This is a genomic window from Kitasatospora cineracea (assembly GCF_003751605.1).
In the GTDB taxonomy this organism is placed as follows: Bacteria; Actinomycetota; Actinomycetes; order Streptomycetales; family Streptomycetaceae; genus Kitasatospora; species Kitasatospora cineracea.
Map to the genome: position 1 here is coordinate 5044597 of NZ_RJVJ01000001.1, position 17529 is coordinate 5062125.

The following is a 17529-nucleotide window of genomic DNA, read 5'->3' on the forward strand; positions in this document are numbered from 1 at the left end:
ACCCGGAGCGGATGTGACGCTGCGTCAGCGCAACGGTTCGCCCGGTGCGGGGGCGGCGGATTTCGGCGGTGAGTTCGGTCGACATGGTTGACCAAATTGAGGTGGTCATGGCACTTTCGTCCGGCGCAGGCGTGCGCCAATCCGGTCGCGCGTCTGCAATCCCCCACAAGGAGAGCCATGTTCAAGAGATTCGCCGCCGTGCTCGGCGCGGGGACGGTCGTCGCGGGCGCCCTGACCCTCGGTGCCGCCCCCGCACAGGCCCTCCAGGCCGGCGACCTGACCTCCACCATCGCGCTGAGCAACTGCTCGGCCTCGCTGGTCCGTTACCCGAGTTCGGTGGACACCGACCGGGCGATGATGCTGACCAACGGCCACTGCCTGCCGACCATGCCGGCGGCCGGTGAGGTCATCCAGAACGTGAGCTCCAGCCGCAGCGGCACGCTGCTCAACTCCGCCGGCAGCTCGCTCGGCACGGTCCAGTCGGACAAGGTGCTGTACGCGACGATGACCGGCACCGACGTCGCGCTCTACCAGCTCACCGACACCTTCGCCGCCATCTCCTCCAAGTACGGGGCGACGGCGCTGACGATCAGTGACACCCACCCGGTGGACGGGTCGGCGATGTACATACCGTCCTCGTACTGGAAGCAGGTCTGGAACTGCTCGATCAACGGGTTCGTCGGGACCCTGCGCGAGGACGAGTGGACCTGGCACGACTCGCTGCGCTACAGCTCGGGCTGCAACACCACGCACGGCACGTCCGGTTCTCCGATCGTCGACGCGACCAGCCGGAAGGTCGTCGGCATCAACAACACCGGCAACGACGACGGCGCGATGTGCACCCTGAACAACCCGTGCGAGGTGGCCGCGGACGGCACCACGACCGCCACCAAGGGCCAGAGCTACGGTGAGGAGACCTACTGGTTCACCACCTGCCTGGGCACCGGCCGGGCCATCGACCTGAACGTCAGCGGCTGCCTGCTGACCAAGCCGGCCGGCGCGGCCGTGTCGGTCACCAGCCCGGGCAACCAGTCGACCGCGCTGAACGGTGCGGTCAGCCTGCAGATCGCGGCGAGCGGTGGGACCGCGCCGCTGAGCTACTCGGCGACCGGGCTGCCCACCGGCCTGTCGATCAACGCCTCCACCGGCAAGATCACCGGCACCGCCACCGCGGCCGGCACCTACAACGTGACCGTCACCGCCAAGGACGCCGCCAACAAGACCGGCACCGCCTCCTTCACCTGGACCGTCACCTCCGGCGGCGGCACCGGCTGCACCCCGACCCAGCTGCTCGGCAACCCCGGCTTCGAGACCGGCACCGCCAGCCCCTGGACCGCCTCCTCCGGCGTCGTGGACAACTCCTCCTCCCAGGCCGCCCACAGCGGCTCCTGGAAGGCGTGGATGGACGGCTACGGCTCCGCCCACACCGACAGCATCTCGCAGACCGTCACCGTCCCGGCCGGCTGCAAGGCCACCCTCAGCTACTGGCTGCACATCGACACCGCCGAGACCGGCACCACCGCGTACGACAAGCTGACGGTGACCGTCAACGGCACCTCGGTCGCGACGTACTCGAACGCCAACGCGGCCACCGGCTACACCCAGAAGAGCATCGACCTGTCGGCCTACGCGGGCCAGACGGTCACGGTGAAGTTCAACGCGGTCGAGGACTCCTCGCTGCAGACCTCCTTCGTGATCGACGACACCGCCGTCCAGACCGGCTGAACCCGGTGACCCGGCCGGGCGCGCCGGTCACCCCGGGCCCGCGGTGAAACGTCGGCCTTCGAGACCCGATCGCGGTCCCGGAGGCCGACGCCGTCTTCCCGCCGGCCCCCGCCGTCCGGCGCTCCGTCAGGCGTGCTGGGGCCAGTGGTGGTGGTCGCGGTCGATGACGTAGCGGTGGTCGTGGGACCAGGCGCCGGCGGGGGTCGGGCGGGCTTCGGCGAGGTGGGGGTGGCCGGCGGGCAGGTCGGTGTGGACGTGGGGGAGGGCGTCGGGGTCGTGGCGCGGCCACAGGGCGGTGGCGCCGAGGGCGGCGGCGAGGGCGACCGCACCGAGGACGAGGGCGGTGACGGGCAGTCCGGCTCCGGCGGCGAGCCAGCCGGCCAGCGGGTAGGTCAGCAGCCAGCAGGAGTGCGAGAGGGAGAACTGGGCGGCGAACGCGGCGGGCAGGTCGGCGTCGGTGGCGGAGCGGCGGATCACGCGGCCGCCCGGGGTGAGGACGGCGGAACTCGCGGCGCCGATCAGGGCCCAGGCCGCGAGGAGGGCGGTCCAGGCGGCGGGGCCCGGTGCGGCGGCGGTGATCGCGGCGGTGGCGGCGAGGACCGCGGGCAGGGCGAGGGCCGCGGGCAGCATGACGGCGCGGTCGCTGACCCGGGCCAGGACCCGGGGCAGGGCCAGGGCGGTGAGCATCGAGCCGGCCCCGTAGGCGCCGAGCGCGAGCGAGACGGCCCCGGCGGGGCGGTGGAAGTGCGCGCGGACCACGACGACGGTGTTGACGAAGACGATCGCCCCGGCGGCGGCCACCGCCAGGTCGAGGGCGACCAGCGCGCGCAGGCGCGGAGTGGCCCGGAACAGGCGGGAGCCGAAGGCAGCGTTCCGGTACGCGCCGCCGGTGCGTTCCGCCCGCGGGGCCCCGGGCAGGACGGCGGAGACGACGAGGGCGGCGGAGGCGAGGAAGCCGACGGTGGTCCCGGCGAACAGCCAGTCGTAGGGGACCAGCGCCAGCAGCACCGCCGCGAGGGCGGGGCTGAACAGCGACTCCAGGTCGTAGGCGAGCCGGGACATCGACAGGGCGTTGGTGTAGTCCCGCTCGGCCGGCAGGACCTGGGGGATGGTGGCCTGGAAGGTGGGGGTGAACGCGGCGGAGGCGGCCTGGAGCAGGAAGACCGTCAGGTAGACCTGCCAGACCTGGGTGACGAACGGCAGCGCGAGGGCGACGCCCGCCCGGGTGAGGTCCGTGGCGACCATCAGCGCCCGCCGCGGTACCCGCCCCGCCAGCGCGCCCGCGACCGGCGCGACCGCCACGTAGGCGACCATCTTGATCGCCAGCGCGGTGCCCAGGACCGCCCCGGCGTCCGCGCCCGCGAGGTCGTAGGCCAGCAGGGCGAGCGCCACGGTGGCCAGGCCGGTGCCGACGAGGGCGACGACCTGGGCGCCGAACAGGTGGCGGTAGGTGCGGTTGCGCAGCACGGAAAGCATCGGCCCGTCCCCGGCTCGAAGGTGGCGTGACCCCACCAGAGTAATCAACACGTGCGCATGGATGCACATGTTGATGCCGAAAACGGGCCGCGGGCGTCGCGGCGGGGCGGGTCAGTCGTGCGGGGGCAGCGCGCCGAGCTGGTGGTCGGCGACGTTCAGGGCCTCGTCGACCAGTCGGCGCAGGTGGCCGTGGCGCAGCGAGTAGACGACGTGGCGGCCGTCCCGGCGGGTGGCGACGAGCCCGGCGAGCCGGAGTTTCGCCAGGTGCTGGCTGACCGAGGGCCGGGCCGCACCCGTCGCCTCGACCAGCGTGGTGACGTCGGCCTCGCCGCGCCCCAGCCGCTCCAGCAGGGCCAGCCGGGTCCGGTCGGCGAGCAGCGCGAGGACCGCGGCGGCCGTCTCCAGGCGCTCGCCGCCGGTGTGCTGATGCGAGTGGGGGGCAGCTGCGACCTGCGCGCGGTTGTCCATCCGGCCATCGTAGGCCGGTTCCGGGGTACGCGGGTGCGCACACGTCGCCACGCGTCGGGCCGGGGCGCTCCCCGGGGCGCGCAGGCCGCGTCCCACGATGCCGGCGACGCCCGCCGGTGGTTCAAGCGGCCGGCCGGGCGCGGAACGCCGGGTAGCCGGGCAGCTCGGGCGCGTCCCACCCCGCGGCGAGTTCGGAGAGCAGGAGCCGCACGGTCGCGGTGAAGGCCGGGTGCCCGGGCAGCCGGAGCGCGCTCGTCCAGCGGTGGCGCAGCACCTGGCGGCGGGTGGGCACCGGGCGGCGGGTGCGGTGCATCGGCCCGTCCTCGGGCAGGGCCCGGCGGAGCAGGTGCAGCGTGGAGTCGACCGTCCAGACCACGGCCGCCCGGGCCATCCCGGCCTGCCAGAGCGCCTCCTCGGCGAGGTCCGGGTACCGGGTCACCACCTCGGTGCGGTACGCCTCCTCGGTCCGCCGGGCCAGGTCGGCGGGCAGCCGGTAGACGCACCAGCAACTGGAGAACGGCATCCGGCAGTAGGCGGCGGTCAGGAAGACCGACTGGTAGCCGGACGCCTCGAAGTCGAGCAGCCGCAGACCCCGCGGGGTGATCAGGTTGTTGTCGGGACAGGTGTCCCCCGGGGTGAAGCCCGGGTACCGCTCGCCGTCGGCGGTGCCGACCGCGGCGAGCTCCTCGGCCAGCCCGGGCGGGGCGGTCAGGCCGCACTCGGTGAGCAGGCCGAGGAAGGCGTCGGCGTTCTGCCGCTGCCACGGCTCGTCCTCCCAGCTCGGCAGGCCCTGGCCGTGGCGCTGCCAGAGGGCGGCGAACTCGGCGCGCCACGGCACCGAACGGGCCGCCAGGCGGCCCAGGCCGCGGGCCCACTCCAGCAGGCCGCGCTCGGCGGCCTTCGGGTCGGTGCCCAGCAGCAGGTCCGCCAGGGTCGGCGCGTCCCCCAGGTCCGCCATCACCAGCAGCCGCCGTTCGACGTCCGCGGCGAGCAGCTCGGGCCCGGCCAGGCCGAGCGAGAGTCCGGCCGCTTCGCCGGTGTACGCGCGCAGCGCCGCTGGCTCGTCCGCGAACGCCTTGACGATCACGCTGTCGCCGGTGGCCGTCCGGCAGCGCAGCACGGTGCTCCGCGAGCTGCCGCCGAGGTCGACCGGGTCCCGGAGGGGCCGGCCCAGCAGTGCGCCCGCGGCGCGGATGATCTCGTCCATCCCGGCATCCTGCCAGCCCGCCGGCCCGGGCTCACCCGGTTTGTGCTCCGGGCCGGGCCGCACCGGCGTCCGTCACGGCACGGGCGCCCACGCGACAAGTCCCGGCGGCAGCGGGCCCGTTCGACCGGGAGTTGCCCTGCCGGGAGCTGCCGTGCGGTGCCCGCTGCTCCCGGGGGCCCGGGTGGGTTGCCGGGGATCAGGCGTGCGCGTTCTCCACCGCCCGGGGGATCTCCCCGCGTCGGGAACGTGCGACGGCCAGGCCGGCGGCGATCGCCAGGGTGACGAGGCCGAGGACGCCGACGGCGCCGGCGAGGTCGCCTGCGGGTTTGGCGGCGGCGAGCAGGAGCAGGGGGCAGACGAACTCGCCGAGGAAGAAGGCGGTGTTCCACAGGCCGGTGCCGCGGCCGCGGTTGGCGGGGGTGAGCAGCGCGACGGTGCGGTTGATCAGGGTGGGCAGCAGCATGCCGGTGCCCAGGCAGTTGACGACGGCGCCGACGACCAGGAGGGGGACGTTCCCGGCGAGGGCGATGATGCCGAAGCCGGCCGCGCAGAGCGCGAGGGTCCAGGGGAGCAGGCGTTCGGCGTGGTCGGTGAGGCGGGTGAAGGCGGCGGCGCCGGCGACGGTGGCGGCGCTGGCGATCGCGGTGCACAGGCCGATGGTGGCGGGGGCCTCGGTGCCGAGGTCCTTGAGGAGGAAGGAGGTCTCGACGGGGATGGTGTAGAAGACGATCGCGCCGAAGAAGGTCAGCGCGCAGGGGGCCAGCAGGCGGCGCAGCAGCGGGGCGAAGGGGGTGAGGGCGACGGTGGCCGGGGCGTTGTCGGTGCGGCGGGCGGCCGGGCGCAGCACGGTGGCCAGGAGGGGTGCGAGCAGCAGGCCGACGGCGTAGGCCCAGAACGGTGCGCGCCAGCCGGCCGAGCCGGCGGCGCCGCCGAGGGCGAAGAAGGCGGTGGCGGAGACGGCGGAGCATATCGCTTGCAGGGCGAGGTACTTCTCGCGCTGCTTGCCGCTCCAGTAGTCGCCGATGAGGGTGGTGCAGCAGGTCATGATGGCGGATTCGGCGACGCCGACCAGGGCCCGGCTGGCGATGATCGCGGGCAGTGAGTCGAGCCAGAGCGGGGCGGTGCCGACGATCGTGTAGAGCACGGTGGCGATCACCAGCAGGCGGTGGCGGCCGAGGCGGTCGATGATCGCGCCGGCGAACGGTGCCATGACGGCGAGGGAGAGCGCGGGGACGGTCAGTGCCATCGGGGCGAGGGCGTCCACGCCGGAGACGGAGGCGAAGTGGTCCTGGAGCTTCGGGACGACCGGGGCGATCAGGACGGCGCCGAGGATCGGCAGGCAGCTGCCCGCCATCAGCAGGGTCACCGTCAGCCGGGGCCGGGCGAGGACCGGGTCCGGCGCGGGCACGTCGGTGAGCACCTGGTCCGGCGCGGGCGCGGGCGCGGGCGCGTCGGCGGGGAGGGAGGCGGGCATGACCGCTCCGTTCGCAGAGGAGTGGACCGCCGTCCGGGCGGGGACGGGCGCACGCGTCGGCCCGTCCCCGCCCGGACGGCGGTGGGGATGTCGGCACGGGACGCCGTGTCGGCGGGCCGGAGTGGCAGCCATCCTGTACGGAGTCGGTGGTCCCGGGGAATGGTACTGCCGATCGATTGTACGAATACCCGTCATCCGCGGGGTGGATGACGGTGCGTTCGCTCCCGGGACCGGTGCGGCTCAGACGCTGTGGGTCACGGGTGCTGGGCCAGCAGGTGCGCCCGGTACCCCTGGCCGAAGGTGGCCGTCGGGGTGCCCGCCCAGTCGGTGATCAGGACGTTGCCGTTGCTGTCGCACACGCCCCACGGGTTCCAGGTCCAGGCCGAGTAGCCGACGCCGTTCCGGTCGGCCCAGGCCGTCACCTGGTCGATGTAGTCGTGGTTGCAGTTGTTCTGGCCGATCTCGGCGGCCTGGACGGGGACCTTCGCCGCGACCGCGCCGATGGTGGAGTCCCAGCAGGCGGTGGTGACGCAGCCGTTGAAGTTGTACGAGTGCCAGGAGGCGACCAGGTTGCCGGTCGGGTCGACCGGCCGGTAGGCCAGCCACTGGCTCAGGTCGTTGGTCCAGGTCAGGCCGCCGGTCAGGATCACGTTGGTGGCGCCGGTGGCGCGCACCGCGTCGACCAGCGACTGCATGCCGGCGACCGGGTAGCCGATGCCGGTGCAGGTGCCGCCGTCGCGCAGGCAGGTCCAGGCCGCGGTGGCGTCGGTGAAGCCGTTGGCGGCGTCCGGGTAGGGCTCGTTGAACAGGTCGAACAGGACCGCGTCGTTCCCCTTGAAGGTGTCGGCCACCTGGGTCCAGAACGCCGGGCTGTACTTCTGGTCGGGCATCGGCTTCTGACAGGTCGCCGCGGTGTCCGAGCAGCCCGCGCCGGAGCCGGTGTACTGGCCGTACGTCCAGTGCAGGTCCAGGACCACGTTCATCCCGTTGGCCACCAGCAGGTCGGTGTAGTCCTTGACGGCCTGCCGGTACGCGGCGCCGGTGGTCCCGCCCGGCGGCACGTCACCGGTGCCGAGCCAGCACTCCTCGTTCAGCGGGATGCGCACGGTGTGGACGTTCCAGCTCTTCATCCCGTCGACGGTGGCCTGGTCCGCGGGGCCGTCCCACATCCCCTTGCCCTGCACGCACGCGAACTCGCCGCTGGAGCGGTTCACGCCCAGCAGGCGGTAGTTCGCCCCGGCGGCGGTGACCAGGTGGTTGCCGGACACGTGCAGCGCGGGCGCCGGGCCCGACGGCGGCGTGGTCGGGGGCGGGGTGGTCGGCGGCGGGCTGGTGGGCGGCGGGGTGCTGGGAGCGGAACCGCCGCACAGGACGCCGTTGACCGTGAAGGCCGTCGGCGCGGCGTTCGCGCCGCTGTAGCCGAAGGTGGCGGCGGGCGAGACGGTGCCGCCGGACGGGACGCCGCCGTTCCAGGCCAGGCTGCTGACCGTCACGTCCTGGCCGGACTGGCTCCAGGTGCCGTTCCAGCCCGAGGACAGCGCCTGGTTCCCGGCGTAGGAGTAGCCGAGCGTCCAACTCGTCCACGCCGCACCGAGGTTGGTGATGGTGACGCTGGTCTGGAACCCGCTGCCCCAGTCGTTCTGCACCGAGTACGTGGCCTGGCACTGGGTCCCGGCCGCCTGCGCGGCCTGCGGCAGGACGACCAGCGAGGTCGCCGCCACCGCCAGCACGCCCGACGCGAACGCGCCGGTGACGGCGCGAGTGCGGCGTGAGCGGAAATCGGGGAACACGAGACGCATGGAGCCCTCCTGGTGACGCGTCGACTCCGGCGGAGGGATTTCCGCCGGAAAACGGGGGAGCGGCCGGCGGACAGTCAGCCGTCCGGCGCGGCCGCGGTGCTGCCGCGGACGGTGAGGCGCGCGGTGTTGCCCTGGTAGGCGCGCGGGGCGCGGCCGTCGATCAGGTCCAGCAGCACCCGCGCGGTCTGCAGGCCGTACGCCTGGATGTCCCGGGACAGCGCGGTCAGGGCGGGCCGGACCAGGACGCACAGCTGCGAGTCGTCCCCGGCCAGGATGGACAGCTCGCCGGGCACCGAGAGGCCCATCTCCTGGGCGACGGTGAGCGCGGCGACGGCCATCACGTCGTTGTCGTACAGGATCGCGGTCGGCCGCCCGCGCCGGGACAGCAGCGCCCGGGTCGCCCGGCCGCCCTCCTCCGCGGTGTAGTCGGTCTCCACCACGTCGGGCTCGCCCAGGCCGTGCCGGAGCACGGCGGCGCGGAAGGCCGCGATCCGGACCCGGGTGTGGTCGAGGCCGGGCAGGCCCGCGACCCGGGCGATCCGGCGGTGGCCGAGCGCCACCAGGTAGTCCACCGAGGCGTCCACCGCGGCGGTGTCGTCGGTCCACACCGCGCCCAGCCGGGTGTCCGGCCGGGGCCGCCCGGCCAGCACGGCCGGGATGCGCAGTTCCTCGATCACCGGGATCCGGACGTCCTGCGCGTACAGGTCGGTGACCACCAGCCCGTCGATGCGCCGCTCGGCCCACCACAGGCGGATCGCCTCGACGGCGGCCCGGTGGTCCTCGACGACCTGGAGCAGCAGCGCGATCCGCTCCCCCGACAGCTCGCGCTCCAGCCCCGAGATGAACCGCATGAAGAACGGCTCCACGCCGAGCGTGTCCGCCGGGCGGGCGAGGACCAGGCCGACGCCGTGCGCGCGCGACCCCGACAGCGACCTGGCGGCCAGGCTCGGCCGCCAGCCGATCTCGTCGGCGATCTCCATGATCCGCCGCCGGGTCTCCTCGGACACCCCCGGCCGCCCGTTGAGCGCGTACGACACCGCGCCGATCGAGACCCCGGCCCGCTCCGCGATCTCCACGATGGTGACCCGCTTCACTTGGTCGCCCCCCGGGTGAAGCCGTTGTAGATGAAGCGCTGGAGGAACAGGAACACCACCAGCGTCGGCACGATGACCAGCACCGCGCCCGCGCAGATGACCTCCCAGTGCGCGCCGTACGGGCCCTTGAAGTAGAACAACGAGGTGGAGACGGTGCCGAGTTCGGGCGAGGGCATGTACAGGAACGGGATGTAGAAGTCGTTGTAGACCACCACCCCCTTCACGATCACCACGGTCGCGATGGCCGGCCGCAGCAGCGGCAGGATCACCGTCCGGTAGATCCGCAGCGGCGAGGCCCCGTCGATCCGGGCCGCCTCGTCGAGCGAGACCGGGATCGCCCGCATGAACTGCAGGAAGATGATGATCGACACGATGTCGGTGCCGGTGTACAGCGCGATCGCCGACCAGCGGGTGTTGAACAGGCCGAAGGAGTTGACGATCTGGAAGGTCGCCACCTGCGTGGTGACCCCGGGCACCAGCGAGGCCAGCAGGAACAGCGAGACCGTCAGCTTCCGGAACGGGAACCTGAACCGGTCGATCGCGTACGCGGTCATCGAGCCGATCAGCACCGTGCCGGTGACCGAGAAGACCAGGATGAAGGCGGTGTTCCCGAACGCCCGCAGCATGTGCCCCTGGGTGAAGGCCACCTGGAAGTTGTGCAGGTTGAACCAGTCGTGCGGCGGACTCAGCGGACCGCTGTCCGCCGACTCCGGCCCGGTCTTCAACGCCGCCATCAGCACCACCGCCAGCGGCAGCAGCGTCGCCGCCGAAGCGGCCACCAGCGACAGGTACTTGGCGGCGACCGCCGAACGGGCCGCGACCCCGCGCGGAGCGTGGTTGGTCATACCAGGTCGACCCCTTCGTCGGGCACGATCAGCCGCTGGATCCAGGTCGCCAGCAGGACGACGGCGAGCAGCACCACGGCGGCCGCCGAGGCCAGGCCGACCTTGTTGAACTGGAAGGCCAGCTTCACCGTCTGGATGACGAAGGTGGTGCTGCCGCCCGCGCCGCCGGTCATGATGTACGGGATCTCGAACGCGGAGAGCGAACCCGACACCACCAGCACGGCGCTCAGGCTGATGACGGGCCGGATGCCGGGCAGCACGATGTGCCGGACCTGGTGCCAGCGGTTCGCCCCGTCGAGTTCCGCCGCCTCGTGGATCTCCCCGGGGATCGACTGGATCGCGCCGAGGAACAGCACGAAGTTCAGCCCCAGGTACCGCCAGAGCGACACCGAGGCGAGCGACCAGTTGACCAGGTGCGGATCCCCCAGCCACAGGTGGTCGCCGCGCGCCCCGAACAGGCCGAGCACCGAGTCGAGGGTGCCGCCGGGCTGGAAGAAGTACAGGAAGACGAAGCCGATGGCGACGCCGTTGATCAGGTACGGGAAGAACAGCACGCCCTTGAAGAAGTTCCGGAACCGGACGTCGAAGCTCAGCACCGTGGCGAAGTACAGCGCCAGCACCATCTGCACCGCGCCCGACGCCAGGTAGAACAGGCTGACGAAGAAGACCTGGAACAGGTCCGGCCGGGCGAACAGCTCGGTGTAGTTGGCCTGGCCGACGAACTCCCGGTCCGGACCGAACCCGTCCCAACTGGTCAGGCTGTAGTACAGCATGTTGAGCACGGGCGTGTAGGTGAAGACCACCAGGAAGGCCAGCGGCACGGCGAGGAACAGCCACGGCGTCGCGCGCGCGAGCAGGCCGTGCCTCCCGGGACGGGCACGGGCACGGGTGCGGCTACGGCTACGGCTACGGCCACGGGTGTGTTCGAGCAGCTCGCCCACCTCGATCAGCCGACCGTCTTGATCGCGGCGGCCCACTTCTTGTTCAGCTCGGCGAAGTAGCCATCCAGGCTGCCGCTGCCCGCGCCCCGGGCCAGGTCGACGATGTGCTGGCGGTAGTCCGGCTTGTTCAGGCCGATCTCGGACTGGTTGTCGATCTTCGAGACCTCGGCGCTCTTCGTCTGGCTCAACTGGATGAACTGCACCCCCGCGTCCTGGTACGCCTTCAGCTCGGCCGGCATCGCCCCGGCCTTCAGCGTCGGCAGCAGGGCCTGGTCCTGGGCGTAGGTGCTCTTGTCGACGAACCAGTCCACCCAGGCGCGCGCGGCCTCCTTGTGCTTGGAGTGGACGTTCACGGCCTCCCGGTAGTCCGGGGAGATCACCGAGCAGAAGTGCCCGCCCTGCTGCACCGGGAACGGCATGAAGCCGATGTCCGCCGGGTCCGCGCCGGCCGTCCGCGCCGCCGCCTCCATCTGCGGGACCGCCCAGGAGGCGAGCGCCAGTGTCCCGATCTTCCCGGTGCCGAGCCGGCTCTTCGAGCCCTCCCAGGCCGTCGTGGTCGGGTCCTTCTCGGTCAACTGCTGGTGCACCACGTCGTACAGCAGGGTGTCGATGCCGTTCAGCTCCTTGCCCGCGGCCCAGGGCCCGGGGTCGGTGGCCAGCTTGTCGCCGGCCGCCTCGTCGCAGCTCGCCTCGCCGAGGTAGCTCTGCCAGGCCGTCATCGGCCAGCCCTCGTGGTAGATCGTGTAGAGCGGGGTGGCCGAGGTCTTCGCCTTGATCGCCTGGAGGTCCGCCAGGAACTGCTCCGGCGTGGTCGGCCAGTCGGTGACCCCGGCCTGCTTCCAGACCGACTTGTTGTAGACCAGGCCGGTCGCGTTGCCGTTGACGGCGATGCCGTACACCTGCCCGTTGTACGCTCCGCCGTCGATGAACCGATACTTCCGGTCGAGGTCGGCCGGGGTGCCGAGCGGCGCGAAGAACTTCGGGTAGTCGGCGACCGGGACGGCGGCGGGGATCATCAGGACGTCGCCGTAGTCGGTGCTGTTCAGCCGGATCTTGACGTCGCCCTCGTAGTTGACGATCGGTTCGAACTTGACGTGCACGTTCGGGTAGGTCTTGTTGAACTCGGCCGCGTACCTCGCCAGGGTGCCGTCACCGGCGAGGTCGGTCTTGTGGGTGAGCACGGTGATGTCCCCGCTCACCTTCGCCGGGTCCGACGGGGCCACGGCCGCGCCGCCGCCACCGCCGCCGCTCACGCCGGAACAGGCCGGGACCGCCGTCATCGACATCAGGGCCACGGCCAGCAGGGCCGCCGATCGCTGCTTCATGTGCCAACTCCGGAATGCTGGAGGATTCGACAGAATTCGACAGGACAACAGAACGGGCGTCAGGAACGGCCGGTACTTATGCGCTTAAGCACGTGACGCACGAAAGCCGCCCCGGCCCGACTCCGGGGGAACGTAGGCTCGACCGTCAACCCGGTCAACCGGCCCGACCGGCCTCGCGGACGCTTCCGCACGTCAGCCCTTAAACGCTTGAGTAAGTTTCAGGACCTTCCGGCCCGGACATTGGCGGCGGCCCCGCCCTGCCCTACTCTGGGCCGCCATGGCATTCCTTTCCATGGACCTTCCGGAACTGCGGAAGCACCGACCCGAGCGGACCGAGCCCGAGGACTTCGACGCCTTCTGGGCGGACACCCTGGCCGCCGCCAGGGCCTTCCCGGCCCGCCTCGACACCACCCCGGTCGAAACCGGCCTGACCACCGTCACGGTCGAGGACGCCACCTTCCCCGGCCACGCGGGCCAGCCGATCAAGGGCTGGCTGGTGCGCCCGCGCGGCGCCGAGGGGCGACGGCTCCCGGTCGTGGTCGGCTATGTGGGGTACGGCGGCGGCCGGGGACTGCCCCACGACCACCTGCTGTGGGCCAGCGCCGGCTACGCGCACCTGGTCATGGACACCCGCGGGCAGGGCGGCGGCTGGTCCGTCGGCGACACCCCCGACGAGGCGGGCAGCGCGGGCCCGGCCCACCCCGGGTCGATGACCCGCGGCGTCCTCGACCCGGCCGCCTACTACTACCGCAGGCTCTACACCGACGCCGTCCGCGCGGTCGACGCCGTCCGCACCCACCCCGGCATCGACCCGGCCCGGATCCTGGTGGCCGGCAGCAGCCAGGGCGGCGGCCTCGCGCTGGCCGTCGCGGGCCTGGTGCCGGACCTGGCCGGCGTGATCGCGGAGGTCCCGTTCCTCCAGCACATCCGCCGCGCCACCGAGATCACCGACGCCTACCCCTACAAGGAGGTCGCCGAGTTCTGCAAGGTCCACCGGGACAAGGTGGAGACCGTCTTCCGCACCCTCGCCTACTTCGACGGCCTCAACTTCGCGGCCCGCGCCACCGCCCCGGCGCTGTACTCGGTCGCCCTGATGGACGAGGTCTGCCCGCCCGAGACCGTCTTCGCCTCCCACAACCACTACCGCGGCCCGAAGCAGATCAGCGTCCACCCCTACAACGGCCACGAGGGCGGCGGCTCGCACCACACCCCCACCGCCCTCGCCTTCGCGGCCTCGGTGACCTCCGCGGGGTGACGCTCCGAGCCCCGGCACTCCCCCGGAGGGCCGTGCCGACAGGGGAGGAGGGGGCCGCTCAGCCCTCGGGAAAGGGCGCGCGGGGGATGCCCGAGGCCAGCCGGGCCCCCTCGTCGACCAGCGCGCGGGGGACCTGGAACTGCCAGTCCGGGCTCTCCGCGATGCCCTGCCACTGGGCGAGCGGGACGGGGGGCTCGGCGCGGGTGGCGGCTTCCTCGTGCCCGTAGGCGTTGATCGTCCCGGCGAACTCGGCGAACACGAGGACAACGCCGTCGGGGCGCCAGATGGCGACCTGGTAGCCGTACAGGCCGGGCACGACGGCGTCGGTGGCGCTGACCATCTCCCAGCTGCCGTCGGCGAGGAAACCGGTCCGGCAGCTGAGGGGCCCCGGCGGGGGCCCGCTGGGGCGCAGGGGCGTGCCGTCGCAGTGGAAGGGGGCGTCCTGGACGCCGGGGTGCGGCCGCCGCCGGGGAACGGACGGGCCTCCTTGCGCAGGGTGAGCTGGAAGGTGGCCGTGCCGCGGCCGTCGTCGTAGCGGAGGAACGCGCCCAGTTCCTCGGTGGGGGAGTGGTCCGCGTACGGCTGCTGGTACTTGACGAAGGCTCCGCCCGCCGGGAGCCGGTCGGACAGCAGCTTGACCATGGCGTCCGGTGTCAACTGGGCGTCTGCGCGCAGCCCGGACGACGAGGGCGAGGGCGATGGCGATGGCGAGGCGGTGGGCGAGGCCGCGGTGGAGGCGGGTTCGGCGGGCGGGGGCGGCACCGGCGCGCTCCGGTCGCGCAGTTGGGACGTCACGACGGCGGCGCAGAGCACGGCTGCGACGGCCGCCGACGCGCCGCCGACGCGCAGGGCGCGCAGCCGCTGCGCGCGCCGGTGTGCGCGGCCGAGCCGGGCGCTCTCCGCGACGATCCGGGTGACGGGAGGATCGAGGTTCTTGACGCTGGCGGCGAGGACGTCGGCGAGGTCCTGGTCGAAATCCATGGGGTGTCTGCCTTTCCGGGGTGCCTGGGGAGGGTCAGTTCTGCAGCAGGGCGAAGCGGTCGGGCCCGAGCAGCTTCCGGAGCGTGGCCAGCGAGCGGGAGTTGAGGCTCTTCACCGCGTTCACCGAGCAGCCCAGGGCGTCCGCGACCTCCTCCAGGCTGTGGCCCTCGAGGTAGCGCAGCACCACCGCCGCGCGGTTGCGGGGGGCGAGGTGGTCCAGCGCCGCCAGGACCGCCAGGCGCAGCGTCACCTCGCTCTCCTCGCTCGGTCCGTGCGCAGCGCGATCGGGGAGTTCACCGACCGGGAGCTCGCTGGAACGCCGGAGTCTGCGGTGGGAGATGTAGCAGTTCAGCAGCGTTTTGCGCGCGTAGGCGTCGAGGCCGGCGACCCTGCCGCCCCGGGTCAGGCGGCCCCAGGCGGGGTACAGGTTCGACAGCGCGATCTGCACCAGGTCCTGGGCCTGGTGCCAGTCTCCGCACATCAGGTAGGCGATCTTGAACAGCTGCCCGGCCCGGCTGGCGGCGAACTCCTCGAAAGTGATCCGGTCGGACAAGAGAGGCTCCTCGGGGACGGAAGATCGGACGCTTCCCTACACACGACTCGAACCGCCTGCCGGTGTCGCGCGCGTTCCCGCGGCCGCTGCCGGCCCGCAGGGGTTGCTTGATCGAGATCCACCAACTCGCCGACGAGGACACGGATTCACCCGGATCGGGTGAGCCCGGCTCGGACACGCCGAACCCGCGGACGGCGCCCTGACAGGATCGGGGACTCGACCAGCGACCCCCTCGTCCCGCAGCCTGCCGACCGGCACCGCTGCCACCCGAGCACGCCCATCACTGAGCACGTCCGCCACGGAGCGCGCCCGTCACCGAGCCCGGCAGGCCCGGGACTCCGGCCTGCCTCCACGCGCCCGCCGCCCAGCTGCCAACCCAGGGAGCAACGTGACCGAGACCCGCCGACCGCCGCTCCGGGAAACCGGCGCCCAGCCCGACGGCCACGCCGAACAGCCCGACCACGCCGAACAGCCCGAGCACGACGAGGAGTTGCGCTACCAGTTCCCCGGCGACAAGCGCCACGACGTGGGCACGTCCATCTCCAGCAGCGCCATGGTCCGCCGTCTGCCGGAACTGATCCGCCGCTCCCTCGCCCTGGCCTGGCACGCCGACCGCCGCTCCACCCTGCTCCTGCTCCTCGCCCAGGCCGCCAGCGGCGTCTTCGGCGCGCTCGCCCTGTACGCCACCACCGGCACCCTCGCCGCCCTGCTGCGCCCCGGCCCCGTCACCGGCCATCTGCGGGCCGCCGCACCGTCGTTGACGCTGCTGACCGTCTCCGCCGCGCTGCGGGCCGCCCTGGGCATCGCGGTGACGACGCTGTCCGGCCGGGTCGGGCCCCGGGTCAACCGCGACGCGGACCTGGCGCTGATCGAAGCCGGGTGCTCCGCCGAACTCGCCGCCTACGACCAGCCCGCCTACAACGAGAGCTGGGAGGCCGCCGACCGCGGCGCGGCCACCACCCCCGACCTGCTGGCCTCCGCCCAGGACGTCATCGCCGCCACCGTCTCCCTCGCCGCCGCGGCCGGAGTCCTGACCACCCTCAACCCGTGGCTGCTGCCGTTCCTGCTGCTCGGTTCGGTCCCCGCCGGACTCGCCGCCGTCCGCACCGCCCGCATCCACTACCTCGCCACCATCACCACCAACGACGAGCGCGCCGCCCTGCGGATCTACCGCTGGCACCTGATCGACAAGCAGCGCGCCGACCAGGTCCGCTCCGACCAGGTCCTGCCGTTCATGATGCGCAAGTACCGTGCCGCCGAGGCCCGGATCGTCGCCGTCACCGACCGGGCCGGCACCGAAGCGGCCCGGGTGTCGCTGCTCGCCGCCCTCGCCACCGGCGCGGGAGCGGCCCTGATGTGGGGAGCCCTGCTCTACCTCGTCTCCACCGGCCGCATCGGCCTCGCGGCCGCCGGCTCCGCCACGTTCGCGCTGCGCACCGCGGCGAGCAGCGTGCAGGGCATGGTCGGCAACGGCGCCCGCCTCTACCGGATGGGCCTGTACCTCGACGACTACTTCGACTTCCTCGACTCCGCCGGCGGCCACCGCATCACCCGCGGCGAGATCGTCCCCGACCCGCCCGGGACGATCGAAGTCACCGCCCTCACCTACGCCTACCCCGGCGAGCAGCAGGAGGCGGCGCTGCGCGGCATCGACCTGACCCTGCACCAGGGCGAGGTCGTCGCGCTGATCGGCCAGAACGGCTCCGGCAAGTCCACCCTGCTGAAGCTCCTCTCCGGCCTCTACCTGCCCCAGGACGGCGGCGGGCAGATCACCTGGGACGGCGTCCCGATCGCCCAGCTGGAAGCGGACGCCCTGTTCCGGCAAGTCGCCCGGGTGCCACAGGAGTTCGCCCGTTGGCCGCTGCCCGCGCACGAGAACGTCCACCTCGGCCGCCACGCCGACGGCGACCCCGTCCGGGCGGTCGAGGCCGCGGCGGCGCTGACCGGCTTCGACGAAGTCGTCACCCGCCTGCGCTCGGGCTGGCGGACCCTGCTCGCCCAGGGCTGGCAGGGCGGCGCCGAACTCTCCGGCGGCGGCTGGCAGCGCGCCGCCGTCGCCCGCGCCTTCTACCGCACCGCCCGCCAGCCCGGCCTGCTGATCCTGGACGAGCCGACCTCCGACCTCGACCCCCGCGCCGAACACAGGATCCTGCACGCCCTGCGCACCCTCGCCCCCGGCCGGATCACCCTGCTCGTCACCCACAACCTCGCCAACGCCAAGCTCGCCGACCGGGTCGTCGTCATGGACCGGGGACGGATCGTGCAGACCGGCACCTGGGACGAACTCGCCGGTACCGAGGGCCTGTTCCGCGAACTCCTCGACCTCCAGACCGACCGCACCGTCCCCGCCCCCCGCACCGCCCCGTAACCGCCACCGTCCCGGGAT

Annotated in this window: 13 protein-coding genes and 2 pseudogenes; 4 read left to right on the top strand and 11 right to left on the bottom strand. The window is 72.9% G+C overall.

Annotation, left to right across the window (positions count from 1 at the left end; genetic code table 11):
• Nucleotides 1–354: 354 nt before the first annotated feature.
• Nucleotides 355–795: pseudogene (locus EDD39_RS42730) on the top strand (S1 family peptidase); the annotation flags it as partial.
• Between the two features lie 204 nt (nucleotides 796–999).
• Nucleotides 1000–1725: pseudogene (locus EDD39_RS42735) on the top strand (Ig domain-containing protein); the annotation flags it as partial.
• A 126-nt stretch (nucleotides 1726–1851) separates the two neighbouring features.
• Here the strand turns inward: EDD39_RS42735 and EDD39_RS22940 are convergent.
• The 9 genes from EDD39_RS22940 to EDD39_RS22980 form a co-directional block, all read right to left on the bottom strand.
• On the bottom strand, nucleotides 1852–3201 hold the full coding sequence (locus tag EDD39_RS22940; protein ID WP_123558837.1) for an MFS transporter: 1350 nt from the start codon (nucleotides 3199–3201) through the stop codon (nucleotides 1852–1854).
• Nucleotides 3202–3312: 111 nt separating this feature from the next.
• Nucleotides 3313–3669, bottom strand: coding sequence for an ArsR/SmtB family transcription factor (locus EDD39_RS22945; RefSeq protein WP_123558839.1), 357 nt, complete (start codon nucleotides 3667–3669; stop codon nucleotides 3313–3315).
• A gap of 121 nt (nucleotides 3670–3790) precedes the next feature.
• A complete protein-coding gene (locus tag EDD39_RS22950) occupies nucleotides 3791–4876 on the bottom strand; it encodes a hypothetical protein (protein WP_123558841.1) in 1086 nt (361 codons plus the stop codon).
• Nucleotides 4877–5072: 196 nt separating this feature from the next.
• Complete coding sequence (locus tag EDD39_RS22955) at nucleotides 5073–6350, bottom strand: MFS transporter (RefSeq protein ID WP_123558843.1); 1278 nt, start codon at nucleotides 6348–6350, stop codon at nucleotides 5073–5075.
• Between the two features lie 254 nt (nucleotides 6351–6604).
• The gene (locus EDD39_RS22960; RefSeq protein ID WP_123558845.1) at nucleotides 6605–8149 is read right to left on the bottom strand and encodes a cellulase family glycosylhydrolase; all 1545 of its coding nucleotides are present in this window, start codon (nucleotides 8147–8149) and stop codon (nucleotides 6605–6607) included.
• A gap of 74 nt (nucleotides 8150–8223) precedes the next feature.
• Entirely contained in the window at nucleotides 8224–9243 is a 1020-nt protein-coding gene (locus tag EDD39_RS22965) for a LacI family DNA-binding transcriptional regulator (protein ID WP_123558847.1), read from the bottom strand.
• A complete protein-coding gene (locus EDD39_RS22970; protein ID WP_123558850.1) occupies nucleotides 9240–10088 on the bottom strand; it encodes a carbohydrate ABC transporter permease in 849 nt (282 codons plus the stop codon). Before EDD39_RS22970 ends, EDD39_RS22965 begins: the two co-directional genes overlap by 4 nt.
• Complete coding sequence (locus tag EDD39_RS22975; RefSeq protein WP_244257261.1) at nucleotides 10085–10945, bottom strand: carbohydrate ABC transporter permease; 861 nt, start codon at nucleotides 10943–10945, stop codon at nucleotides 10085–10087. The genes EDD39_RS22970 and EDD39_RS22975 overlap by 4 nt, the downstream gene beginning before the upstream one ends.
• Nucleotides 10946–11034: 89 nt before the next feature.
• Nucleotides 11035–12354: an ABC transporter substrate-binding protein gene (locus EDD39_RS22980; RefSeq protein WP_123558852.1), complete on the bottom strand. Its 1320-nt coding sequence runs from the start codon at nucleotides 12352–12354 to the stop codon at nucleotides 11035–11037.
• A 277-nt stretch (nucleotides 12355–12631) separates the two neighbouring features.
• On the opposite strand from EDD39_RS22980, the gene EDD39_RS22985 reads away from it, so the two are divergent.
• Nucleotides 12632–13609: an acetylxylan esterase gene (locus EDD39_RS22985; protein ID WP_123558854.1), complete on the top strand. Its 978-nt coding sequence runs from the start codon at nucleotides 12632–12634 to the stop codon at nucleotides 13607–13609.
• A 58-nt stretch (nucleotides 13610–13667) separates the two neighbouring features.
• Here the strand turns inward: EDD39_RS22985 and EDD39_RS22990 are convergent, their stop codons facing one another.
• Together EDD39_RS22990 and EDD39_RS22995 are read right to left on the bottom strand one after the other, a co-directional pair.
• Nucleotides 13668–13949 (bottom strand): hypothetical protein, encoded by a 282-nt coding sequence (locus tag EDD39_RS22990; RefSeq protein WP_123558856.1) that lies wholly within the window; start codon nucleotides 13947–13949, stop codon nucleotides 13668–13670.
• A gap of 675 nt (nucleotides 13950–14624) precedes the next feature.
• Nucleotides 14625–15143, bottom strand: coding sequence for a SigE family RNA polymerase sigma factor (locus EDD39_RS22995; RefSeq protein WP_123558858.1), 519 nt, complete (start codon nucleotides 15141–15143; stop codon nucleotides 14625–14627).
• 388 nt (nucleotides 15144–15531) lie between these two features.
• Between EDD39_RS22995 and EDD39_RS42170 the strand changes: the two genes are divergently transcribed.
• Nucleotides 15532–17511 (top strand): ATP-binding cassette domain-containing protein, encoded by a 1980-nt coding sequence (locus tag EDD39_RS42170; protein WP_279638403.1) that lies wholly within the window; start codon nucleotides 15532–15534, stop codon nucleotides 17509–17511.
• Nucleotides 17512–17529: the final 18 nt, after the last annotated feature.